The organism is Cohnella sp. LGH, assembly GCF_017671885.1.
Taxonomy (GTDB): Bacteria; Bacillota; Bacilli; order Paenibacillales; family Paenibacillaceae; genus Cohnella; species Cohnella phaseoli.
In genome coordinates this window covers 3,453,517-3,476,812 of the sequence record NZ_CP072117.1, presented here as the reverse complement: position 1 = coordinate 3,476,812, position 23,296 = coordinate 3,453,517, and the positions used below count along the sequence as shown (strand labels likewise).

The following is a 23,296-nucleotide window of genomic DNA, read 5'->3' as shown; positions in this document are numbered from 1 at the left end:
TTCGCAGACGGAGTTCCGACAGAAGCCGGAACGTTCGCAAGGAGAGCGTGCGCCCTATGGAATTGCTTATAATGGTGCTGATGCTGCTCATGCTCATCGGCGCTTCCAACGTCATCAATCGTTTTATTCCGTTTGTCCCCGTTCCGATCGTCCAAATCGCGCTCGGCGTCGCGGCGGCTTACATGCCTGGATTTCATCATGTGCCGCTCGATCCCGAGCTATTTCTCGTGCTGTTTATCGCTCCGCTGCTGTTCAATGACGGCAAGGTCATTCCCCGAGACGAGCTGTGGCGTCTAAGAAAGTACATACTGCTCATGGCGCTTGGCCTCGTATTCGCCACCGTACTGCTTGCCGGACCCTTCATTCACTGGCTCATTCCCGCCATTCCGCTAGCCGCTTCCTTTGCGCTTGCGGCCATTTTGTCTCCTACGGACGCGGTCGCGGTCGGCTCGTTATCCAGCCGAGTCAAGCTGCCGGGCAGCATGATGCGGCTGTTGGAGGGCGAGGCGCTTATGAACGACGCTTCGGGTCTTGTCGCCTTCAATTTCGCGATCGCCGCCGCGCTTAGCGGCGAATTTTCGCTGCCGACCGCGATTGGCAGCTTTATCGTCATTGCCGCAGGCGGGCTGATTCTCGGTGCGGTGTTAGGTTTTGCCGTCATCTGGCTGCGCTTGTTTTTACGTCGGCTGGGCATTGAAGACGTTACGCTGCACATGCTTCTGATCATCGTCACGCCGTTCGTTATTTTTCTTGCAGCGGAAGAGTGTCACGTATCCGGCATTTTGGCCGTCGTCGCGGCCGGACTTGTCCATTCGATTGAGAGGGAGCGCCTGGAATCGTCTTCCTCGCGTCTGCGCGTCGTCTCCGACAGCACCTGGTCGGTCATTCTCTACGTGCTTAACGGACTGGTGTTCATTTTGCTCGGTTTGGAAATTCCCGAAGTAGTTGCAGCCGTATGGGAGGATCCGGCTTACAACAACGCGAGAGCGATCGGCTATATATTTGCCGTTACGGCGCTGCTGCTGTTGATCCGATTCGCTTGGGTGTGGCTGACCAATAGGCGGCATTCCCGCACAGCGCTGCTAATGACGCTCTCCGGCGTGCGTGGCGCGCTGACGCTTGCGGCCGCTTTTTCGATTCCGGCTTTCTTCAATAACGGACGGCCATTTCCGGAACGGGGCCTTATGCTCTACATTTGCGCCGGCGTTATTCTGTTGACGCTCGTCTCCGCAAGCGTCTTTCTGCCCTTGCTGACTCGCGGCGCGAAGAAAGCCGCCGGAGAAGCTCGGGAGGAGCGGGGAGTAAACGAGCGGGAAGCCAGAATCCGCATGCTGGAATCCGGGTTGAGGACGATCCGCGAGGAAATGACGGAGGAGAACAAACGCGAGGCCGTCGACATGATGTCCGAATACAACCGCCGTTTACAGCGGACGAGGCTGGAAGGTCGCGCGGACTATCGCAAGGAATGGAGAACGACGATCGCTATTCGTCTGGAGGCGATGAAGGCCGAGCGGGAGGTCGTGTTGTCGCTGCAGCGGGAAGAGAAGATTACGGAGGCGATGGGGAGCCGCATGTTGACGGCGATTAGCCAGATGGAGCTGATATTGTCCAAACGTCTAATCTTAAAACGGACGGCGATACTGACCTGGTTTGCGGCGAAGCGGTTGTTGTTCGGCAAAGGACGGGCTTCGCGCATTTCTCCGGACCATCCGAATTGGCAGACGTTTAAGGAGGCCAGGCTCGCTTGTATCCGCGGGGCGATCGAACGTCTGAAGGAGCTGGAGGCGGAAGGGGGGGCCGAACGGGACATCGTACGCGCCGTGCTGGCCGATTATAAGGAAATGGAGCTGCGGTTGCAGCACGACTGGTTCATGGATGCGGGTAAATCCGGCAGGAAGGAATTGAGCGGCGAGCTGGAGCTGAAGGCGATTCAAGCGGAGCGTAATGAGATTCAGGCAATGTTCGAGCAAGGCGACATCGACCGCAATCTGGCGGGCTGCCTGCGCTCGGACGTCAATTACCGCGAGGCAAGCGTGTTCGAATCGCGGACCGTACATGCGGAGGGCGCGCACTGATTCCTCTCGGTATTGAATGCGCGCCCTTATAGACCTACTTAATGACAAAGAAGAAGAACAGAATCGCGATCGCAAAACGGTAATAGGCGAACCACGACAGCCGCAGTCGTTTGATCAGCTTCAGGAAGGTCACGACGGCAATCAGGCCAACGATGAACGAGGCTGCAAGGCCGGTCAGGAAGAAGCCGATGTCCTCGGCGGCCAGCAGTTCCCGGCTCTTGTACAGATCCAGCGCGGATGCCGCGAACATGATCGGTACCGACACTAGGAAGGTGAAGTCCGCGGCCGCTTTCTGGCTCGTGCCGAGCAGCATGCCGCCCGCTATCGTCGAGCCGGAACGGGAGAAGCCCGGCCATAGCGCCAGACATTGGAACAGGCCGATGCCGAACGCTTGCTTGTAGTTGATATTGTCCATCGTCTCGGCGTTTACTTTCCGCTTCGGACGGTCCGCGATCAGGATCAGAATGCCGCCGACTATTAGCCCGACCAGCACGGTGGAGGAGCCGAACAAATGCTCTTTGATGACGCTATGTAGAGCCAGCCCGATGACGACCGCCGGAATCATCGCCAGAATCAGATGAATCATGTTGAGGCGGTTGGCCGTCTTGATGTCGCGCCAATGGCGCAGAATTTGCATATATTTTTTCCAATAGATCAAAGCTACTGCAAGCACTGCTCCCAACTGGACGACGATTTCGAACGTTTTGATTTTGTCGCCGCTCAAGTTGAGCAGCTCAGCCGTCATAATCATGTGCCCGGTCGACGAGACGGGCAGAAATTCCGTCAAGCCTTCCACGATTCCCATAATAATCGCGCTAATAATGTCCATACGCATCCCTCATTCGAATTAATCCATACGAGTCGAATTGTAGCATGCCTGACCCTTCAAGCAAAACTTAAGCCACGAAAAAGCACGAAGGGTCTCTGATGTCAATAATATAAATTTGACGATTTTGTGGACAAGCTATCAAAAAGTTTCATGATCCGCTCACATTTTCCACAACAATTTGCTACAATTCCGCTTTGTCGCCGTATGAAATGAGGATAACTATTTTGAAAGGAAGCTGAAATGATACTCAACCTGTTTCTTGTCGCTGTTCTGATCGTGTTAACCGCATTTTTCGTAGCAACCGAGTTCGCCGTCATTAAGCTTCGCCCCAGTCGCGTCGATCAGATGGTGATAGAGGGGAGAAAAAACGCGCTGGCGGTACAGAAGGTGACGAGCAATCTGGACGGTTACTTGTCCGCGTGTCAGCTCGGCATTACGATTACCGCACTGGGACTTGGTTGGCTCGGAGAGCCGACCGTCGAGAAGATGCTGTACCCGGTATTCGAGCAATTGGGAATAAGTGATAAGGCGGGCCACATTCTGTCCTTCGGAATCGCCTTCGTCTCCATTACGTTCCTGCACGTCGTGCTTGGGGAGCTGGCGCCGAAGACGATGGCCATCCATAAAGCGGAAGCGATCTCGGTATTCACCGCTCCACTCATAATTGCTTTCCATAAAGTGATGTATCCGTTTATTTGGGTTTTGAACGGTTCGGCCAACGCACTTGTTAGAGTGTTCGGAATGAAACCGGCCAGCGAGCATGAGGAAGCGCATTCGGAAGAGGAAATCCGGATTATTTTGTCGGAAAGCTACGAGAGCGGAAAAATCAACAATACCGAGTTCGGTTACGTCAGCCGCATTTTCCAGTTTGACGAGTTGATGGCCAAGGAAATTATGGTTCCACGCACCGATATGGTCTGCTTGTACGAGGAAATGTCGCTCGAAGAGCTGATAGCGGTCGTTAAGAAGGAGCAGTATACGAGGTTCCCGGTCGCTAAGGACAACAAGGACCATATTGTCGGCTTTATCAATACGAAGCAGCTGTTTCTGAATTACGACAACGATCCCGACTTCGATTTCCGCAAACATATTCACCCGGCAATGACCGTGCCGGAGGCGATGCCCGTCAAATCGCTGCTGCTTAAAATGCAGGAAGAAAGCGTCCATTTGGCAATTCTGCTCGACGAATACGGAGGCACTTCCGGTCTGGTGACGATCGAAGACATCTTGGAAGAGATCGTAGGCGAAATCCGCGACGAATTCGACAACGATGAGAAAAAGCCGATCGAGGAACTGGGAGCTGGCCACTACATGGTCAACGGGCTGACTCCGATAGACGAGATTAACTTGCTGCTTGGTACGACCCTGGAACAGGACGGCATCGATTCGATCGGAGGCTGGCTGTACAACAGAAAGCCGGAGCTCGCCAAAGGCGAGACTTGGACCTTCGGGGAGCTGCAATTTATCGTTCGGGAGCGAGACAAGCACCGTATCCGCAAGTTGGAGATTAGACAAAGCAAGGTAGGCGATTAGGCGCCTATCGTGTATAATAGTTTCAATTCATTCGGAGGTGTAAAAATATGCAAAAAACTCAACAATCCGTCAAGACGACAGCCAAGCTTCACGAAAGAAACAGAAACGGTAGACAACGCGCGAACTGATCGCGGTTGACGATTGTCGGCACGGATAAGATTGACGCGTTGATCTGCCGCTAATAGAGAGGCGGATTCGGCGTTTATGATGAAACTCAATGCATCGCGTATTTATATGATTATGGGATTTATGACATCGCTCGCTAACGCGACGATGTTCACGACCTATGCGATCTATCAGGTCGTAGCGCTCGGCTTCAACCCGCTCCAGCTTCTGCTGGTAGGCATGGCGCTGGAGGTTACTGTTCTGGTCTTCGAAGGCATTACCGGAGTGGTGGCCGACACTTACAGCCGAAAATTGTCCGTCATTATCGGCATGTTCGTGCTTGGAGCGGGTTTCGTGCTAGAGGGGAGCGCAATGTGGCTCGGAGACGGCGGAGCCGGGATGTCTGCGTTTGCATGGTTGTTGGTCGCTCAAGTTATTTTCGGAATCGGATTTACGTTCGTCAGCGGCGCAGATTCCGCTTGGATGGTCGACGAGGTGGGCGAGGAACGAGCAGGCGGCGTATTCCTGAAGGCCAAGAGAGTCGGCTTGATCGGGACGCTGCTCGGCATCGGAATTAGCGTAGCGATTTCCTCGGTCGGCTATAATCTGCCCTATATTGCCGGGGGCTTGATGTACTTGGCTTTAGGCGGGTTTCTAATCGTCTATATGAAGGAGACGGGCTTTGCCAAACCCGAGAAAACGGCAGAGCGCTTCTCCCATTGGCACAGTATGAAAACGACGTGGGTGACGGGAGCTCGAGCGGTCAGAGGCAACCGGATCCTGCTGATGATCTTGGTCGTAACTCTGTTCAGCGGAGCGGCTTCGGAAGGCTACGACCGGCTGTGGCAGGCATTCGTCATCGACGATATCGGCTTTCCAGCTGCAATTGGATGGAATATGGCCATATGGTTCGGCCTGATTGCGCTGGCGTCGACATTGCTAAGTCTGGCGGCGGTCTGGTCCGCGGAGAAAAGGCTGGATATCGTCAGCGAGAAATTCGCTCGCCGCAGCCTGGTCGTGCTTACCGCCGTACGCGTGCTGGGCATAGCGGGACTTGCTTTGTCGCCGAACTTCGCGTACGCTCTGGCCGCCGTGCTCCTGATCGAGGTCGTAACGGCGCTAACCGGTCCGATCTACGACACTTGGTTAAATATGAACGTGGAAAGCCGTTCGCGCGCCACCGTGCTATCTATGCTGAGTCAATCGGATGCGCTCGGCCAGACGGGCGGCGGTCCGTTCGTCGGCTGGATCGGCAGCCGCCTATCCATCAGGGCTTCGTTGCTCGCTTCCGCCGCACTGCTCATTCCGATTCTTGGCGTGTTCGCCAACGCGGGAAGAAGAAGAAAGTCGGGCAATTCCGCTAATCGTCTCTTTTAGCTCTAGTCTAAGCGATCTCTTGCAGGCCTTATCGGCGGCAAGGGATCGCTTGTTTTTCATCTGCCTCGCACAGCTCGATCAATCTGCGAATGCCCTGCAGCTGATGGCGAAGGCGCGCGTCCAGGTTGCGTATCGCGTCTTCCGTCAGCTTTCTGGCATGCTCGGGGCTTTGGTGATCCAGGGCGTGTACGATTTCTTTCATACTATTCAGAAAATAAACGGTGCTTCGAAGCGTGCGGATCAGCCGGATTTTACGCAGATGACCGGATGTAAATACGCGATAGCCGCTTTCCGGGTCTCTGTCGGGCGAGATCAGTCCCTCCTTTTCCCAATGCCGGATCGCGGAAGCGGCGACGCCGGCAAGCTTGGCGGCGTCGCCGATCGTCATCCGCTTTTTGCGCGCTTTCGGAAGGTCTGCCGGCTCATGCTCCAGCGGATGAAGCAGCTCTAAAGTTTGCTCCGCAGCCAGCTTCTCCTGGCGCAGTCGAGCCTGTGCCTCGTTCACCATCCAGAAGGCGTCATCCGTCTCGCCGCGCTGAACTCGGCGCAGCGCCTCGCAGGAAAGCTGCACTCCGAAACCGGGGAACATGGCGCGTAAGCAACGAAAATAAGCAAGGTGGATGTCGGTATATAATCTGTAGCCGTTAGGCGCTCTTGTCGGGGCAGGTACGACTCCCCAGCTTTCGTAGTGTCGTAGAGCGCTCGTGCTGATGCCCAGCATTCTCGCAATCTCGATCGGTTTGTAGGAGCTCGTATCTGGTCCTCCTTACAGCAAGTGAGAGAACAACTACTATAGCAGATGCGATAAGGCTTCGCAATCCTTCAACGTTTGACAAGCTGTAAGTAAAAGATTAAAGCTGCTCGATAAGGTTACGCGATCGAATGGTAGGTGAAGACGGATTGGACACGGAAACTTTGGCACTTGCATGAATGTTGTAAAGTAAGGGAGACAACCATTCATCGAGAAAGAAGGGATTACGTGTGAACCTGGTCCATGAATTTCCAGACGCCCGGCAGTACGGGGAATTAAGAGAGGCGGCCGGCCTTGCTAAGATCGCCGATTCGGCAGCCGAAACGGCGTTAAGCCGTTCGTTGTTCGGCGTATGCGCGAGAGACGAAAGCGGAAACTTGCAAGGGATGGGCAGAGTGATCGGAGACGGAGCTTGCCATTACCAGATTGTGGATCTTATCGTTCATCCCGACTCCGAAGGACGCCCTATCGCTCAGCAGATTTTGCAGGAGTTGACGGCTTATGTGGAACGGAACGCTCCGGAGGGCGCAAGCTTTTTCGTCATTTCAGATCTGCAAATGCTAAAAACGTATCAGGAGAGCGGTTTTGAGCTGATCTATCCCGATTATTACGGAATGAGCCGCAAGCTGAAATAGGGCGGATATACACGGACAGTGAAAATGGCTGCCAAAAGATGCGCTTGACAGACGGATTTTTTTCCCCTAAGATGTGTTTCAAGACAGCGACGATCAAGGACATGAGCGTATGCGGACACCGCCCAGAGAGAGGGGGCAAGGCTGAAACCCCCTTCGGAGAGAAGCACGCGTTTACCCCCTTGTAGCCGCGATTCGGAAATCGCGCCGCGAACGATGCGGTGCGGGAGTATGAGTCGCCGGGAGCTCCCGTTATAGAGCGCCAAGGATTCGTCGGTCATGTTGCAGGCAGGAGACGAATTGAATTTGGGTGGAACCACGAGCGCGCTCGTCCTTTTGCGGACGGCGCTTTTTTATTTTCACAACGGCTTGGATCAAGGACATGAGTGTATGTGGACACCGCCCAGAGAGAGGGGGCAAGGCTGAAACCCCCTTCGGAGAGAAGCACGCGTTTACCCCCTTGTAGCCGCGATTCGGAAATCGCGCCGCGAACGATGCGGTGCGGGAGTATGAGTCGCCGGGAGCTCCCGTTATAGAGCGCCAAGGATTCGTCGGTCATGCCGCAGGCAGGAGACGAATTGAATTTGGGTGGAACCACGAGCGCGCTCGTCCCTTTGCGGATGAGGGCGTTTTTTTCGTTCACATAGAAAACAAAAGGAGATGTTGATCATGTGTCAATCCAAGCAGGATCAGGTAAAAGCAAATGCGGCAATGCTGTTGGCATGGGCGATGCAAAGAAAATTTTCCGGAGCGAAGCTGGGGGGCGCGTTTGTGACGGAGCAAGGGTTTTACTACGATTTCGAGGTGCCCGGCGCGTTCGCGGAGGCGGATTTGGCCGTTGTCGAAGAGGAGATGCGGAAGCTGTCCGCAGAGATTTCCTCGTGCAGTCTTGAGCCATATTCGCGGATGGAAGCCGCCGTGCTGTTCGAGGCGAGAGGAGAAAGCTGGAAGGCGGAATGGCTGCGCGAGGAAGCGGAGTCGGATGAGGTGCAGATTTACAGGCAGGAAGAGTTTGTCGACGTGTATCCGGATGAGTGCGCCAGGGAGGTTGGAAAGTCCGCGGCGGCTTTTAAGCTTCTGAGCGTAGCGGGAGCGTATTGGCGCGGAGACAACAGCAGGCCAATGCTGCAGCGCATATACGGCGCGGCTTTCGCTAGCGAAGCGGAGCTGAAGCAATTTCTTTCCTGGCAGGAGAAGGCGGCAAGGCGCGATCACCGCAAGCTTGGCAAGCAGCTTGAGCTCATTCATTTCTCGGAGGAAGCCCCTGGGATGCCGTTCTACCTGCCGAAGGGAGCGGTTGTGCGGCAGGAGCTGGAAAATCTGTCGCGGCAGTTCCTGCGTAAATACGACTACGAGGAAGTCCGCACTCCGCTCATTATGAACAGGCAAATGTGGGAACAGTCGGGCCATTGGGAGCATTATCGGGACAATATGTACTTCTCCGAGCTGGACAATCACCAATTCGCCGTTAAGCCGATGAACTGTCCGGGTCATATGCTCATTTACAAAAGCCAACTGCGCTCGTACCGCGATTTGCCGATCCGGTTGGCCGAGTTCGGGCAGGTGCATCGGCACGAATTCAGCGGCGCGCTGAACGGCTTGTTCCGGGTTCGTACATTCTGCCAGGACGATGCGCATATTTTTGTTCGGCCGGATCAGATCGAGGAGGAGATTGGGCGGGCGATCGCGATGATTCAGGAAATGTACGGCTTGTTCGGCTTTGAATACAGCCTGGAGCTGTCGACTCGTCCGGACGATTCGATGGGCAGCGACGAACAGTGGGGCGAGGCGGAGGCGGCGCTGGCGCAAGTGTTGCAGAACAGCGGTCTTCCTTACCGGATCAATCCCGGGGACGGCGCCTTCTACGGTCCGAAAATCGACTTCCACATCAAGGACGCGCTGAACCGGAGTCATCAATGCGCAACAGTGCAGCTGGATTTTCAGATGCCGGAGAAGTTTGGGCTTGCGTATGTGGACGAAAAGAACGAAAAGCGCACGCCAATCGTTATTCATCGCGCGATATACGGATCAATCGACCGATTTATGGGCATTTTGATCGAGCATTATGCCGGGGCGTTCCCGGTGTGGCTGGCGCCTGTGCAAGCGGTGATCGTCCCGGTCTCGGAAAATCATGCGGCGTATGCGGAGCAAGTGTGCCGGAGGTTAAAGGAAGCGGGAATACGCGCGGAGGCAGATTGCCGGAACGAGAAGCTCGGCTACCGCATTCGCGAGGGGCAGCTGATGAAGGCTCCGTATGTCGCGGTTGTCGGAGATGCGGAGATCGCAGCAGGCACGGTGCAGGCGCGTTTGTTCGGCGAGCAGGGACAGCGGGAGCTTGGACTGAATGATTTTGTGGCGGAGCTGTGCGGCAAGGTCGAGAGAAGAGAAGGCTGAGGGCGTCAGGAGTCGGACAAGTAAATGCCGTTATTTACCGTTTTCGGTTTCGCAAAGGATGAAAAAGCTTCTTTTGTCGCAACCTGTTAACGACAGGATGATGATGGAAGGAGCCGGGAACATGAAGGATACGATCGGCAAGGCGATATTACTCGGGTTGGGGATGGCCGTGGCCGGCAAGGAGCAGGTGGAGAGGACCATCGAAGAGCTGGTGAAAAAAGGGGAGCTGAGCAAGGCGGAATCGGGTTCTCTAACTGAGGAACTCGTGCGTAAAGGCGAGGAAGCGAAGCTTCGGGTAGAGGAGCTCGTACGCGCTCGCGTTCAGGCGCTTATGGGAGACGACGCATTGGCTACCAAGGCGGACGTCGAACGGCTCGAACAGAGATTAGAAGCACTTGAGCGGCGATTGGCCGCGGATTGACGGGGGCGGAGCGGCGGATGAATCTGGGACAACGAATTCGACGGTTGAGACGCTACCGCTCGATCGCTACAGCGCTTGTCCGCAGCGGGCTTGGCTATGTGGCGCACGATATGGGCCTGACCGACAAGCTGCTGTTTTTCCGCAGCGAGGAGAGAAGGGGAGTGAAGGGGAAAAGCCTCGGAGAGCGCATACGCATGCTGTTGGAAGAGCTTGGCCCTACGTTCGTCAAGCTTGGTCAGCTTGCCAGCTCGCGCCCGGATCTGCTTCCCGCGGATATCGTAAGCGAGCTGGAACGGCTTCAGGATCAGGTTGCGGCGTTCCCTTTCGAGCAAGCGGCGGCCATTATCGAGCAGGAGCTGGGGGATTCCGCCAACCGGCTGTTTATGCATTTGTACGAGACGCCGATCGCGGCAGCGTCAATCGGGCAGGTGTATCACGCACGACTTCGCGACGGCCGGGATGTGGTCGTTAAGGTACAGCGTCCGCACATATTGCGGCTGATCGAAACCGATCTCGGCATTTTGGCGGATTGGGCCAAGCTGGCCGAGAGCCGGATGGAGTGGGCGAGGCACTATCGACTGGCCGATATGGTCGAGGAGCTCGGCGTTGCGTTGCGCGCGGAGTTGGATTTCGACAAGGAGGCGCGCAGCGCCGAGCAGTTCGCGCTTCGCAACGGCGGAACGGAGAAAATGCGAGTTCCGGCCGTGTACCGCGAATACAGCTCAAGACGAGTGCTTACGATGGATTATATCGAGGGTATCAAGCTGTCCGAGCTTGGTAACCTGGATCGCGCCGGCTTGGACAGGGCGACGTTGGCCGAGCGCTACGCCAGGTCGATTTTCCGGCAGGTGCTGCTGGACGGTTTTTTCCACGGCGACCCGCATCCAGGCAATGTGCTGGCGCTGCCGGACGGCACGCTCGCCTGGCTTGATTTCGGAATGATGGGCCGGCTGTCGGCAGCAACGAAAACCAGCTTCGCCGCATTTGTGATCGCGCTGCGCAATCAGAACTCCAAAGGCGTGCTGCGCGCGATTTCCCGTATGGGCGTGGTGCCCGAAGCAGCGGATCGCGATCGGCTGCTGGCCGATATCGAGGAGCTGCGGGACAAATATTATAAGGTTCCGTTCCAACGGCTTCGGCTCGGGGAGGCGGTGCACGACTTATTCGACGTTGCCTTGAAGCACCGGATCGCAATACCGAGAGAGCTGGTCCTGCTCGGCAAAACGTTTCTGACGATGGAGGGAGTCGTCACGATGCTGGATCCGACGTTCAGCGTTTTCGACGTGGCCGAGCCGTTCGGCAAAAGTCTGCTGCTGAAGCGGCTCGATCCGCGGACTTGGTTGAGCGAATGGGCGGAGGACATTCCCGAATACATCGGCATACTCGGCGATCTTCCCGCCGGCATCCGGCAAATATCGCGTCTGCTGCGACAGGGCAAGCTGCACATCGAGACGGATGTGCCGCAGATTGACGCGATTATGGCGAAGCTGGATCGCATCGGCAGCCGGTTGGCGCTCAGCATCGTGCTCTTGTCGCTTAGCATCGTCATGCTCGGCCTGATCGTCGGCGCTGCGTTGAATCATGCCAAGACGGTGCTGTGGCGCATTCCGGTGATCGAGATCGGATTGGGTGTCGCGTTGTTTATGCTCGTATGGCTCATAGCATCGATTATTCGTTCGAGTCGGTTCTGAAAAGCCAAATTATTATAGTTTTTAATGATTATTGATACTCTGTATTGGACATGTAAAAAAGCTATAGACGCCGCTTTTTCTATCGGATAGAATCGCCAATGTTGTTATCCGATTTTGAGAGGGGAAATGTTTGTGTCCAAACGCAAAGTATCCGGAAGTATGCTCTGCAGAACGCTGGCGCTCACGTTGGCGTTGACTTTGGCGGCCTCGCCGTTCGCCATGGCGGCGGGGGACAAAGGAGCGGCTGCGCCTGCTGCCGAAAAGCCATCCAACGGCAAAAATGTAGGCGTTTACACAGGCAGTGCGCTGTCCGTCGGGGAAAATCGTTTTCTGACTCGCAAGGAAATCGAAGTCCAGTGGGACGGCATCGATCCCGAATATAGCCCCGAGAAGGCGGTTGACGCGGTGAAGACGCTGCTTCCGGAGCAAGCGTTCGAGGAGCTGTTTCCTTATCGCCTCGGGTCGAAGCAATGGTTCGAGGTCGCCAAGGGCAAGGAATACTTCAAAGAGGATCAAACGGACTACTTTTCTTACAATAATCTGATCGAGGCCGTCGTCGAGGTCGCGAATCTGAAGCTGAAAATCCATTCCCGCAAAGGTAATCCAGGTTCGCAGGAAGTCATTCGCTTCGACAAGGACGCACGGATCGAAACGCTCGTCTCGCGTTCCGCAGACTTCGATTCCGTGGACAACCGGAAGAAGGAGATCGCAACCGTCATCGTCGATTTCGGCACCTTTTTGAAGGAGGGCTTCAAGAAGGACCGCAAGCGCGAGCTGGCCGCGTTCCTGGCTAACCTGTCGCACGAGACCGGAGGAGGTTGGGCGACCGCGCCGGGCGGCGAACTGAAATGGGGGCTGTTCTGGAACGAAAATATCGCCGGCCGCACGGGAGTCAATCTGGATCCGTTCGTTGACGAGAACAGCGCCGAGCTGTACCCCGGAGCGAAGGATAAACGGTATTACGGACGCGGACCGATTATGCTGAGCTGGAACTTCAACTACGGGCTGTTCAGCTCCATCATCTACGGCGACAAGAGCGTGTTGCTTAGCAAGCCGGAGATCGTTGCCCAGGACGGCAAGGTCGGTTATATGACAGCCATTCTGTTCTGGATGACGCCGCAAGCGCCGAAGCCTTCGGCTCACGACGTGATCGTGAACAAATGGAAGCCGACGAAAGCCGATATGGCCAAGGGCTTGGGGATGCGCGGCTTTGGCGTTACGATTATGGTGCTTAACGGCCTGGAAGCGAATTTAGGCGAAACCGAAGGCAGTTCGGTCAAGCGCCGCGCAGGGCACTATCGCGATATTACGCAAGCGATGGGCGTAGATATTACCGGAGAGAAAGTAAATACGCTCGGCATGGAGCCGTTCTAACTGTACGGAAACCGTCCCCGTCGTCTTCGGATGACCGGTGGGCGGTTTTTTGCGCTTTGTGCCGATGCGAAGCGATTAACTGTAATAAATTTTACAACAGAATACTTGATGGAGGACGGGAGTGTGTTAAAATGAGTTCATCCAAGACGCTTTTAGCGGAGGTAGAAGATGCAACTCATTGATAAATCGATTGTTCAGACGATGATTGACCGGCTTAAGGAGCGGGAGCTATATCTTCATTTGGAGATGACGAGCGGCGCATATGCGGCTCATTTTGACAGTTCCAAGCATCCGGCGGCGACGTTCGTGACGAATGCGGGCGTGCGGTACAGCCAAGGATCGATCTCCGGCGAAGGTCCGTACCGCGTCGGTCTCAAGACGGTTCAAGGCTGGGTGTATTCGGAAGGGCTGACCCATTATGAAGAGACGGAACAGGAACGGCTGATCCTTGCCGGACACGACAGCCAAGGCAAGCTGGTTGTCGCGCTGCAGCTTAGCCTGGAGCCCTTTTAAAAGGAAGAGGAGATGAGGGAGCTAAATGACTCGCCATATATTGGTTATATTGCCGCATCCGGACGATGAAGCGTTCGGACTGTCAGGCACTCTTGCAAAGCATGTACAGGAAGGCGCGCAGATCACTTACGCTTGTCTGACACTGGGCGAAATGGGAAGAAATATGGGCGTTCCGCCGTTCGCCAATCGAGTGACGCTGCCGGAGGTGCGGAAGAAGGAGCTGGAGCAATCGTGCCGGGTAATCGGCATTCAGGATCTGCGTCTGCTCGGCTTTCATGACAAAACGATCGAGTTCGAAGATCAGGAACGGTTGGACCGGGAAATCCGGGCGCTGGTGGACGAACTGCAGCCCGAACTCGTCTATACGTTTTATCCCGGCTACAGCGTACACCCCGATCATGATGCAACCGGAGCGGCGGTCGTTCGCACGATCGGCGGTTTGGACAAGGCGCGTAGGCCGGAGGTTCGCTGCATCGCTTTCGCCAATAATCATGAGCAAGCGATAGGTAAGCCGGATATTGTTAATGACATTAAACAATATCTTGAACCGAAACTGGCTTCCATCCAAGCGCATCGTTCGCAGTTTCAAGCTGCGGAGCTGTTAGGCAAGAAGGCGCTGGACGACGAGGAAATCCAGCAGCGCTTCGGCACGGAGAGATTTTGGACGTATCGTTTTAATTAAAGGAAACCCGATTGTAAGTCGAGTTCGCGCTCTGACTTACAATCGGGTTTCTTTTTCGGCTAGCGGTCCCGTAGTCCGGCCTGCGATGAGGCGGGGCTCCAACACGATTTGACGGTAGTCGTTGAAGTTTTCGCTCAGGGCGTCAAGCAGAATGCGCGTCGCCTGTCGGCCGATTTCTTCTTCGGATTGTGCGATATGGGTGAAACGCGCCCGATTGTCCAGTCCTGGCGACGGATCGTCGAAGGTAACGATGGAGAGGTCGCCCGGCACGCTCATGTTCAGAAATTCGGCGACAGCGGCAAGGCGAGTGCCAAGCGTGGAGTTGAGCGTAATATAGGCAGTCGCCAAACGGCTGCCGATATAGCGGTGAATCATGTGGGCGCCATCCTCAACGTCTTGCGCATTGAGCGTAAAATCGGTCAGCAACAGCGCGGGGTTGATCAGGGCGCCCCTTCGCTTCAGCGCGTCCATATAGCCGGCAATCCGGTCCTGCACCGTAACGGTCTGCAGCGGAGAATCCGAGCAGACGGCAATGTCGCGATGCCCGAGCTCCCACAGATGGCTGACGGCAAGCTCCGCGCCCTGGCTGCTGTCGGAGCAGACGAAATGCGTCTCCACCCCACGCAGGTAGCGATCGATCAGCACGAACGGAAACCGGTTTACCTTCAGCGCCAAAATTTCCTCGTTATACGTCGTCGCATCGATCGGGAAGATGATCAGCCCGGCCGCGCCCATCCGAAGCAGCTCGGAGATCGCCTCCCTTTCCCGTTCCTCGGACTCGTTCGTCAGCACGATGTTCAAGTAGTAAGGCGTACCGCCAAGCACGCTGTTTATTCCCCGGATGAGACGCAGTGCAAAGAAGTCGTTTATGGAAGGTACGACGAACCCGATCATTTTCCCGGACGCTGCAACGGCTTCCGTATGCTGGAATGGGGGAGAACCGGGTTGTTCGTCGTTGCTCATTTTTTCGTGTTGAACGGTCTCGAATTGAACCGTCTCGGATTGAACCGTATTGGCGGAGCCGGAAAGGTCGCGCCCAACATAGCTGCCCTTCCCCGGAATCCGGTGAATCCAGCCTTCCTTAGCCAACTGCGACAGCGCGTTCGCCACCGTAATTCTGCTGACGTTGAAAGCTGCCATCAACTCGTGCTCGGTCGGAATTTTGTCGCCTGTCCGCAGCTCTCCATCGCCAATTAGCCGCTTAAAATGATTTTGGATTTGCACGTAAAGCGGCTGCCGCTCGTTGTTCATTTTCCTGCTCTCCCGTAAGTCAAAGTGTATAGCTATTATATCAAATCCTGTTGTTTAAGCGATAGCTATATTAGAGATTTGAAGTTAATGATATAAATGACATAAAAATAATTCGTATATTGAATATGTCATTTCGCAATGGTATATTCGTTGCAAAAGCCCTATGACGATAAGGAGAGAAACAGATGCCCTACGAAACGTCGGCAATTATGTTGGACCGAGCCAAACACACGCTGGAGAAGATTCGCGATCATATCTACTTGAAGGTTGCCTCCCTTGAAGTTAACGCATGGAGAACGAAAGAGCCGGTCCCTTATGAGGAGAGAACATCCGGAGAGCCGCTGGCTCTTCGGTCGGGAGACAAGTGGGGCGAGCTGTGGGATTGCGCATGGTTCCGCTTTGTCGGCTCCGTTCCCGCTAGTGCAGCAGGCTGCAAAGTCGTGCTGCTGATCGACGTGAACGGAGAGCTGTGTCTTGTGGATGAGGACGGAGCGCCGTTTCAAGGGTTGACCAATATCAACTCGGAGTTCGATTATTCATTGGGTCTGCCGGGCAAAAGGGTGGTCGACGTAGCCGATCGCGCTCAGGGCGGGGAAGTGGTGGACCTGTGGGCGGACGCCGGCTGCAACGACCTGTTCGGCCGTTACCGCAGCGGTACGTTGAAGGAAGCGGACATCGCGATCTGCCGCGAAGAGACGCGCCGTCTTTATTACGATTACGAGGTGCTGTTGGAGCTGGCCCAACAGCTGCCGGAGGCAAGCGCGCGCCGTTCCCGGCTGCTGCACAAGCTGTATGAGGCTTCTTACGTACTGGAACGATTCGACGACGGCACCGTTGAAGCCGCGCGGGAGCTGCTGCGTCCCGAGCTTGATAAGAAGGGCGGAGATCCTGACGTGACGGTCAGCGCCGTCGGACATGCGCATATCGACCTCGCTTGGCTGTGGCCGATTCGGGAGACGATTCGCAAAGGGGCCAGAACGTTTTCCACAGTGCTTAGAAATATGGAGAAATATCCGGACTATGTATTCGGGGCGAGCCAGCCGCAGCTGTACCAGTGGATGAAGGAGCATTATCCGAAGCTGTACGGACAGATCAAGGATAAAATCACAGAAGGCCGCTGGGAAGTTCAAGGAGCGATGTGGGTCGAACCCGATTCCAACGTATCGGGCGGAGAGGCGCTTGTACGGCAAATTTTGTACGGCAAACGGTTCTTTAAGCAGGAATTCGGCGAGGAGGTTCGCGTGCTGTGGGTTCCGGACATTTTCGGCTACAGCGCCAGTCTGCCGCAGCTGCTCAAGAAATCCGGCGTCGATTATGTAATGACTCAGAAGCTGAGCTGGAGCGTGTACACCGATCACCCGCACCACAGCTTCCTGTGGGAGGGGATCGACGGTACAAAGGTGCTGACTCATCTTCCGCCCGAAGACACGTACAACAGTCCGGCGGCGCCGCGCTCGCTGGCGAAAATCGAACGGGAGTATATGGATAGCGGCGTCTCCGAGCATGCGCTCATGCTGTTTGGTATCGGCGACGGCGGAGGCGGGCCGGGCGAGGAGCATCTGGAACGGTTGGAGCGTCTGCGCAATCTGCAAAGTCTCGTGCCGGTCGTCCAGGAGCCTTCCATCGATTTCTTCCGTAAGCTGGAGCGCGAGCTGGAGCGGTTCGAGACTTGGCGCGGAGAGCTGTATCTGGAGAAGCATCAAGGAACGCTGACGTCGCAAGGACGCAATAAGTGGTACAACCGCAAGCTGGAGAAAGCGCTGCGAGAAGTCGAATTCGCGGCGTCGCTGGCAATTTCGTGCGGGGCAGCGCCGTCCGTCTATCCTCAGGCCGAGCTGGAGATGATCTGGAAGGAAGTGCTGCTCTATCAGTTCCATGATATTCTGCCGGGTTCGTCGATCGGCAGAGTGTACGACGAATCGCTGGAGCGCTATGCGGCGCTGTACGAGCGAGCGCAGAAGCTGACAGAAGAGGCTTATGCCGCGGCTGCCGCCGCCGCGGGCCTGAAGGCGGGTGAAGCGTTTGTTGCCAACTCGCTGCCTTGGGAGCGGCAGGAGTGGGTCGTCTGGAACGATCGGGAGTATCGCGTAACGGTTCCGTCCATGAGCGTGACGTCGCTGGAGCGTGCGGCACGGGACGCGAATACAGCCGAACCGACCGCGACCGAGAGTAGCCTGGAGAACGAGTTTGTCTGCGTTAAGCTCGATTCCGACGGTAGCATCGTATCGCTTTACGACAAGCAGATCGGCCGGGAGACAGTGGCCGCGGGCGAACGGGCCAACGTGCTGACCGTCTATTACGACCGCGGAGACGCCTGGGATTTCGATCGCAATTATCGCCAAGCCGCTGCCGGCACCATGACGCGAGAGTCGGTCGCCGCCTATGCGGACGGCGCCAAGGCGGTCGTAGAGCAGCGGTTCCGTTTCGGGGAGTCGACGCTGACGCAGAAAATCGTTCTGCATGCGGGCGAACGAGTCGTTCGGTTCGAGACGGAAGCGGATTGGCGGGAATCGGAGAAAATGCTGCGGGCTTCGTTCCCGGTCGATGTGCGCGCCGACCAGGTCAATTGCGAAATTCAGTTCGGCAATCTGCAGCGCCAGACGCATCGCAATACGAGACAAGATTTTGCCAAGGACGAAATTTGCGCGCATCAGTACATCGATCTGTCGCAGCCGGACTACGGCGTCTCGCTGTTGAACGATTCCAAATACGGCTACAGCGCGCTGGGGCACATTCTGGACATCCATCTGTTGCGAAGCCCGTCGTATCCCGATCCGCTTGCCGACAGGGCGGTTCATCGGTTCGTCTATGCGCTGTATCCGCATGCCGGCGATTATGTCGCGGCGCAGACGTACCGGAAAGGCTACGAGCTAAATTCTCCGCTAACCGTATTCGAGGCGGGAGAGTCTAAGGCGCAGCAAGCGGCGGCCGCGCTGCAGCATTCGTTCGTCGGCATCGATTCCCCGAACGTTATGCTGGAAGCGGTCAAGAAGGCCGAGGATTCCGACGATCTGATCTTGCGTCTGTACGAGACATCGGGTATGCGAGCCGAGGCGAATCTGTCGTTCGGCAAGGGGTATGCGACCGTCGACGAAGTCGATCTGATGGAAAACAACTTGGCGACGATCGGCGAAAATACCGATACGGCCAAGCTGTCGTTCGCTCCGTTCGAGATTCGTACGCTTCGTTTGAAGCTGCTCCAGTAGTGAGTAGGAGCTGTCCCATATGCGCATCAAGCTGTTATAGAAGATGAATCAATACAGGAGGGATAGATCTCCTTTCGCTGCTATACGCTCCTGAAATCTGAACGGGGAGATTCGTGAAAAGTTGATTTCAGGGGCGTATGAGGCAGTCTCCGTGCTAATCATGACCCGCATTGTTTCCCGTTTATTTGGAGAGTGAGTTTTTTATGGCGGCTCTTTTGCACATATGAGTTTACGCAGGGAAGTGAGTCGAAAAATCGTACAAAGCAGCGCGAATCAGGCTCAAATGACGGAAGTTTGTCCGAAAAATCGTACAAAGCAGCGCGAATCAGGCTTAAACGACGGAAGTTTGTCCGAAAAATCGTACAAAGCAGCGCGGTTCAAGCTCAAATGACGGAAGTTTGTCCGAAGAATTGTACAAACCGCTCAAAATCAAAGGTTGTATGTCACTAAAGCGTCTTCTATGATTATTATACGGATAATACTGGTAATTCTTTGGGAGTGTTAGGGGCCATGATTAGGTCTCCAAGAAGTATATCCCCCTTACTTTGCGTATCGATTCATCTCAAGCTGTTCTGCTTGCGGGACAGCCCTTTCGTATTTCCTATCTATAATCGCGCATGTCCTAATTATAAGACGCCCCCCTTTTGCCATCATAAACCAAAGTCCAAGCGCGTAAAAATAAAGTAAATGGTCCGGAGACAACATTCATTGTCCCTAATCTGTCGCGGAAACCCCGCGGCTTTTTTTGTTCTCGGACACGGGCCGGAGAGGGGGCGGAGGCTTACGAAGCTCATCAAGCTGCTCGGATTGATTGCCGTCGTCTCTATCGTGAACGTCGTTGTGCTTTCACCCGGTTTGCTTGGAGTCGGCTTCGGCGAGAGCGCGCTGGAGACGGCGATCGGAGTGACGCTGCCGCTGGCCGGCGTTATTGCGCTGCTGCTGGGAAGCTACGTCATCCTGCAGAAGCCCCAGGAGCAGCCGCCGCCTCTGCGAGAGCTTCAAACACAGGAGGACTTCGCGACGGCATTGTCTCGCTACAAACGGGTCCGGCTGCTGGAGGAGGACATGGATCACGCGATCGAACAGCTGGATCGCATCCGCAAGAAGAAGGAAACACTGCTCGAGGCGTTGTCGCAACGGTTTCAGCCCGGAGAGTTGAGCTATGCGAAGTTTGCTTCCGTCATCGCGGAGGTCGAATCGTTGTTTTACCGCAACGTCAGAAGCGTCTTGAATCGGCTGCAGGCGTTCGACGAGGCCGAGTTCGAGAGATTTGGCTCGCGTAAAGCGTCGCGAATACCGAGGGAGCTGCTGCAGATGCGGGCGGAAATGCTGAACGAGTTTCTCGATTTTGTGAAATATTCGATCGCGATGAACGAAGAAATTTTGCTGAAGCTGGATCGGCTGCTGCTGGAAATCTCGCGTCTGGACGCCTTCGAACCGGGCGATATCGAGGCGATGCCCGGCATGCAGGAGATCGATGCGCTGATTAAGACAACGAAGCACTACAGATGAAAAGAGGTGGGGGAGTTGGCTAAACCGCGCAAATTTGCTTTAGTGTCCGTCTTCCTGCTGGCGATCGTGTTTGCTTTGGTCTATTGGGGAATCAGCCTGACCTCCAACCTGGGAAAAACGAAGGCGGAGCTAAGCTCGGAGAACGCGGAGAAGCGGCTGAACAGGCTGTTTTCGGACCTCTCCGTGTCAAGCGCAGAGCCGGTGAAGGGGCAGATCGATCTCGATCCGGCGGACGTGGCCGAAGCGTTGCCGGACATCTCCAAGTTTCCGGTGACGGTAGACAACACGACCGGCTTTTATGTCGAAATTTTTTCCTCGACAGAGAAATCCGGCTCCGGCGTCGACGGCTGGCTGACCGAAGTCGCGGCTGAATTCAACCGAGCGGGAATCGAGGTTAACGGTCAAGCCGCATCGGTCAAGGTGAGAAACATCGCGTCAGGGACGGCCACCGACTACATTGCGTCCGGCAAGTACATACCCGACGCGTTCACCCCATCCAACGAGCTGTGGGGCGAGATGGTCAAGGCAAGCGGCGTCAGAACGGAGCTGGTCGCGAAGAGGCTGGCCGGCAACGTGCCGGGTATCGTCATCGCCAAGGCGAAATACGACGCGCTCGTGGAGAAATACGGAGCGGTGAACGTAAAGACGGTGACGGAGGCGATCGCCGGCAACGAGTTTGCGATGGGCTATACCGACCCGTTCGCCAGCTCTACGGGCCTCAACTTCCTGCTGACGGCGCTGGATTCGTTCGACAGCTCGAACCTGCTCGGAGAGAAGGCGGTCGCAGGCTTTGAGAAGTTCCAGGCCAACGTACCGTTCATCGCTTCGACGACGATTCAGATGCGCGACGCGGCCAAATCAGGCATGCTGGACGGCTTCGTACTGGAGTATCAAACCTATATCAATGCCGCCGATCTCAAGGGAGGTTATGTGTTTACGCCATTTGGCGTAAGGCATGACAGTCCGCTCTATGCGCTGGGCGATCTGCCGCCGGAAAAGGTCGAGCTGATCAAGCGGTTCGCCGATTTCGTTCAGCAGGAGCAATACCAGCAAGCGGCGGAAAAACTGGGATTTAACGGGCTGGAGGAATATACGCCGGAGCTGGCCGTTCCGGATGGCGCGCTGCTCTCTGCCGCCCAAAAGCTGTGGAAGGAGAAGAAAAACGCCGGCAAGCCGATCGTGGCGGTATTCGTCGCGGACGTGTCGGGCAGCATGGACGGCGAACCGTTAAATCGGCTTAAGGAGTCGCTGTTGAAGGGACAGAAATATCTTGGCCGAGACAACAGCATCGGCTTCGTCTCCTACTCGAGCGACGTCACGATCCATCTGCCGATCGGGAAGTACGATACGAACCAACAGTCGATGTTCGTCGGGGCGGTGAACAGCCTGCAGTCCGGCGGCGGAACGGCGACGTTCGACGGGATCGTCGTGGCGCTCAAAATGCTGCAAGACGAGCTGCGGGTCAATCCGAACGGCAAGCCGGTCATTTTTGTCCTGAGCGACGGGGAAACGAACGAGGGCTATTCCCTTAACGACGTTAAAGATCTCGTCGAAGCGTACAAAGTACCGATCTACACCATCGGCTACAATGCCAACATCAAGGCGCTGCAGAGCATTTCCGGCATTAACGAGGCGGCCAGCATCAATGCCGATACGGACGACGTCGTCTACAAGATCGGCAACCTGTTTAACGTACAGATGTGATTTGAATACGGAGGGGGATCCGGATGTCATTCTCGATGGAAGTCGCCAGCCCGGAACAGATCAAGGCGGTTATTGAACAGGAAGTAAAGCCCGTGCCCGAAGAGGTAGCCAAGCTGAAGCAGCTGGCCGACGCGAATGTGGCGGCGATTATGACGCTTGACGTCGAGTCGCTGGACAAACGCAAGGAGATCGTGCAATCGATCGAAAGCTTCGGCCTCGGTACGATGAAGTCGTCCGCGGACAAAAACAAGCTACTGGAAGTGTCCGTCGGCAATCTGGCGCGAACGGGGGACGAGGGCGGCCAGGTGGCTAAAGGGCTGGCCGAACTGCATACGCAGCTCAAGGATTTGGACCCGAGCGCCGTCGATTTCGCCAAGCGCGGTATGTTAGGCAAGCTGTTCAATCCGCTGCGCGCCTATTTTCTGAAATATCAGAAGGCCGACATTGTGATTGCCGATATCGTCGTCTCGCTCGACAAAGGCAAAGCAACGCTCAAAAACGACAATACGACGCTGGAGCTGGAGCAGCAGACGCTACGCGAGCTGACCAAGAAGCTGCAGAAGGAAATTCAGCTCGGCATGCTGATGGACGAATCGATCGAGGGGCAGATCGAGGCGGCGCGGCAGCGTGCCGAGGATCCGGACAAAATCCGCTTCATTACCGAGGAAGTGCTGTTTCCTCTTCGCCAGCGAGTAATGGACCTGCAGCAGATGCTCGTCGTCAATCAGCAGGGAATTATGGCGATCGAGGTCGTCATCCGCAACAACAAGGAGTTGATTCGCGGCGTCGACCGGGCGAAAAACGTGACCATCTCGGCGCTGCGTATCTCCGTGACGGTAGCCAGCGCCCTCTTTAACCAGCGAATTGTGCTCAAGAAGATCGAGCTGCTCAACCAGACGACGAACGAACTGATCGCCGGCACCTCCCGCATGCTGAAGGAGCAAGGAGCGACGATCCATAAGCAGGCGCTCGAGACGAGCGTGTCGGTGGAGACGCTGAAGCAGGCGTTCACGGACGTGCTGGCCGCGCTCGATTCGATCAGCGCCTACAAACAGGAAGCGCTGCCCCGCATGCGGGACACGATCAGCCAATTCCGCGAACTGGCCGACCAGGGCGAACAGCAGATCCGGCGCCTGGAGAAAGGGCAAAGACTCGGCATTTGATCGGGCATGCTTCGCCTCGATTTTCTTTTACTTCAGGCTCTCCGAAATCATGACTTTCCTGCGAATGAGTGATAGAATTTCGG

At 55.8% G+C, this 23,296-nt stretch carries 17 protein-coding genes; 14 read left to right on the top strand and 3 right to left on the bottom strand.

Going from position 1 to position 23,296, the window contains the following annotated elements; translation table 11 throughout:
- Positions 1-56: 56 nt before the first annotated feature.
- Positions 57-2,075 carry a Na+/H+ antiporter gene (locus J4772_RS14790; protein WP_209075811.1) on the top strand — a complete coding sequence of 673 codons (2,019 nt, stop codon included), beginning with the start codon at positions 57-59 and terminating at the stop codon, positions 2,073-2,075.
- A 34-nt stretch (positions 2,076-2,109) separates the two neighbouring features.
- Here the strand turns inward: J4772_RS14790 and J4772_RS14785 are convergent, their stop codons facing one another.
- The gene (locus J4772_RS14785) at positions 2,110-2,904 is read right to left on the bottom strand and encodes an undecaprenyl-diphosphate phosphatase (RefSeq protein ID WP_209075810.1); all 795 of its coding nucleotides are present in this window, start codon (positions 2,902-2,904) and stop codon (positions 2,110-2,112) included.
- 240 nt (positions 2,905-3,144) lie between these two features.
- Between J4772_RS14785 and J4772_RS14780 the strand changes: the two genes are divergently transcribed.
- Together J4772_RS14780 and J4772_RS14775 are read left to right on the top strand one after the other, a co-directional pair.
- Positions 3,145-4,437, top strand: coding sequence for a hemolysin family protein (locus J4772_RS14780; protein ID WP_209075809.1), 1,293 nt, complete (start codon positions 3,145-3,147; stop codon positions 4,435-4,437).
- Between the two features lie 204 nt (positions 4,438-4,641).
- Complete coding sequence (locus J4772_RS14775; RefSeq protein ID WP_371822864.1) at positions 4,642-5,919, top strand: MFS transporter; 1,278 nt, start codon at positions 4,642-4,644, stop codon at positions 5,917-5,919.
- A gap of 28 nt (positions 5,920-5,947) precedes the next feature.
- On the opposite strand, the gene J4772_RS14770 is transcribed toward J4772_RS14775, so the two are convergent.
- Complete coding sequence (locus tag J4772_RS14770) at positions 5,948-6,640, bottom strand: MerR family DNA-binding transcriptional regulator (RefSeq protein WP_209075808.1); 693 nt, start codon at positions 6,638-6,640, stop codon at positions 5,948-5,950.
- Positions 6,641-6,900: 260 nt separating this feature from the next.
- Here J4772_RS14770 and J4772_RS14765 point away from each other — a divergent pair, with 260 nt between their 5' ends.
- The 7 genes from J4772_RS14765 to bshB2 all read left to right on the top strand — a co-directional run bounded on the left by J4772_RS14765 (position 6,901) and on the right by bshB2 (position 14,377).
- On the top strand, positions 6,901-7,305 hold the full coding sequence (locus J4772_RS14765; RefSeq protein ID WP_209075807.1) for a GNAT family N-acetyltransferase: 405 nt from the start codon (positions 6,901-6,903) through the stop codon (positions 7,303-7,305).
- 666 nt (positions 7,306-7,971) lie between these two features.
- A complete protein-coding gene (gene thrS / locus J4772_RS14760) occupies positions 7,972-9,696 on the top strand; it encodes a threonine--tRNA ligase (RefSeq protein ID WP_247741103.1) in 1,725 nt (574 codons plus the stop codon).
- Positions 9,697-9,817: 121 nt separating this feature from the next.
- A complete protein-coding gene (locus J4772_RS14755; protein ID WP_209075805.1) occupies positions 9,818-10,117 on the top strand; it encodes a phasin family protein in 300 nt (99 codons plus the stop codon).
- A gap of 17 nt (positions 10,118-10,134) precedes the next feature.
- Positions 10,135-11,808, top strand: coding sequence for an ABC1 kinase family protein (locus J4772_RS14750; RefSeq protein ID WP_209075804.1), 1,674 nt, complete (start codon positions 10,135-10,137; stop codon positions 11,806-11,808).
- A gap of 126 nt (positions 11,809-11,934) precedes the next feature.
- The gene (locus tag J4772_RS14745; RefSeq protein ID WP_209075803.1) at positions 11,935-13,182 is read left to right on the top strand and encodes a chitinase; all 1,248 of its coding nucleotides are present in this window, start codon (positions 11,935-11,937) and stop codon (positions 13,180-13,182) included.
- 168 nt (positions 13,183-13,350) lie between these two features.
- Positions 13,351-13,695 (top strand): YojF family protein, encoded by a 345-nt coding sequence (locus J4772_RS14740; RefSeq protein ID WP_116064255.1) that lies wholly within the window; start codon positions 13,351-13,353, stop codon positions 13,693-13,695.
- 25 nt (positions 13,696-13,720) lie between these two features.
- Positions 13,721-14,377: a bacillithiol biosynthesis deacetylase BshB2 gene (gene bshB2 / locus J4772_RS14735; RefSeq protein ID WP_116064254.1), complete on the top strand. Its 657-nt coding sequence runs from the start codon at positions 13,721-13,723 to the stop codon at positions 14,375-14,377.
- Positions 14,378-14,413: 36 nt separating this feature from the next.
- Here the strand turns inward: bshB2 and J4772_RS14730 are convergent, their stop codons facing one another.
- The gene (locus J4772_RS14730) at positions 14,414-15,628 is read right to left on the bottom strand and encodes a GntR family transcriptional regulator (protein WP_209075802.1); all 1,215 of its coding nucleotides are present in this window, start codon (positions 15,626-15,628) and stop codon (positions 14,414-14,416) included.
- 185 nt (positions 15,629-15,813) lie between these two features.
- Here J4772_RS14730 and J4772_RS14725 point away from each other — a divergent pair, with 185 nt between their 5' ends.
- From J4772_RS14725 to J4772_RS14710, 4 genes are all read left to right on the top strand, one after another.
- Positions 15,814-18,834 (top strand): alpha-mannosidase, encoded by a 3,021-nt coding sequence (locus J4772_RS14725; protein WP_209075801.1) that lies wholly within the window; start codon positions 15,814-15,816, stop codon positions 18,832-18,834.
- Between the two features lie 708 nt (positions 18,835-19,542).
- Positions 19,543-20,346, top strand: coding sequence for a hypothetical protein (locus J4772_RS14720; RefSeq protein WP_247741102.1), 804 nt, complete (start codon positions 19,543-19,545; stop codon positions 20,344-20,346).
- Between the two features lie 15 nt (positions 20,347-20,361).
- Positions 20,362-22,050 (top strand): vWA domain-containing protein, encoded by a 1,689-nt coding sequence (locus J4772_RS14715; protein WP_209075800.1) that lies wholly within the window; start codon positions 20,362-20,364, stop codon positions 22,048-22,050.
- A gap of 23 nt (positions 22,051-22,073) precedes the next feature.
- Complete coding sequence (locus J4772_RS14710; protein ID WP_209075799.1) at positions 22,074-23,213, top strand: toxic anion resistance protein; 1,140 nt, start codon at positions 22,074-22,076, stop codon at positions 23,211-23,213.
- Positions 23,214-23,296: the final 83 nt, after the last annotated feature.

What these genes read in the sequence shown, in the direction of transcription:
- J4772_RS14790 (WP_209075811.1), top strand. Translation starts at nt 57, where the DNA reads ATGGAATTGCTTATAATGGTGCTGATGCTGCTCATGCTCATCGGCGCT.
- J4772_RS14785 (WP_209075810.1), bottom strand. Translation starts at nt 2,904, where the DNA reads ATGGACATTATTAGCGCGATTATTATGGGAATCGTGGAAGGCTTGACG.
- J4772_RS14780 (WP_209075809.1), top strand. Translation starts at nt 3,145, where the DNA reads ATGATACTCAACCTGTTTCTTGTCGCTGTTCTGATCGTGTTAACCGCA.
- J4772_RS14775 (WP_371822864.1), top strand. Translation starts at nt 4,642, where the DNA reads ATGATGAAACTCAATGCATCGCGTATTTATATGATTATGGGATTTATG.
- J4772_RS14770 (WP_209075808.1), bottom strand. Translation starts at nt 6,640, where the DNA reads ATGCTGGGCATCAGCACGAGCGCTCTACGACACTACGAAAGCTGGGGA.
- thrS (WP_247741103.1), top strand. Translation starts at nt 7,972, where the DNA reads ATGTGTCAATCCAAGCAGGATCAGGTAAAAGCAAATGCGGCAATGCTG.
- J4772_RS14755 (WP_209075805.1), top strand. Translation starts at nt 9,818, where the DNA reads ATGAAGGATACGATCGGCAAGGCGATATTACTCGGGTTGGGGATGGCC.
- J4772_RS14750 (WP_209075804.1), top strand. Translation starts at nt 10,135, where the DNA reads ATGAATCTGGGACAACGAATTCGACGGTTGAGACGCTACCGCTCGATC.
- J4772_RS14745 (WP_209075803.1), top strand. Translation starts at nt 11,935, where the DNA reads ATGTTTGTGTCCAAACGCAAAGTATCCGGAAGTATGCTCTGCAGAACG.
- J4772_RS14740 (WP_116064255.1), top strand. Translation starts at nt 13,351, where the DNA reads ATGCAACTCATTGATAAATCGATTGTTCAGACGATGATTGACCGGCTT.
- bshB2 (WP_116064254.1), top strand. Translation starts at nt 13,721, where the DNA reads ATGACTCGCCATATATTGGTTATATTGCCGCATCCGGACGATGAAGCG.
- J4772_RS14730 (WP_209075802.1), bottom strand. Translation starts at nt 15,628, where the DNA reads ATGAACAACGAGCGGCAGCCGCTTTACGTGCAAATCCAAAATCATTTT.
- J4772_RS14725 (WP_209075801.1), top strand. Translation starts at nt 15,814, where the DNA reads ATGCCCTACGAAACGTCGGCAATTATGTTGGACCGAGCCAAACACACG.
- J4772_RS14710 (WP_209075799.1), top strand. Translation starts at nt 22,074, where the DNA reads ATGTCATTCTCGATGGAAGTCGCCAGCCCGGAACAGATCAAGGCGGTT.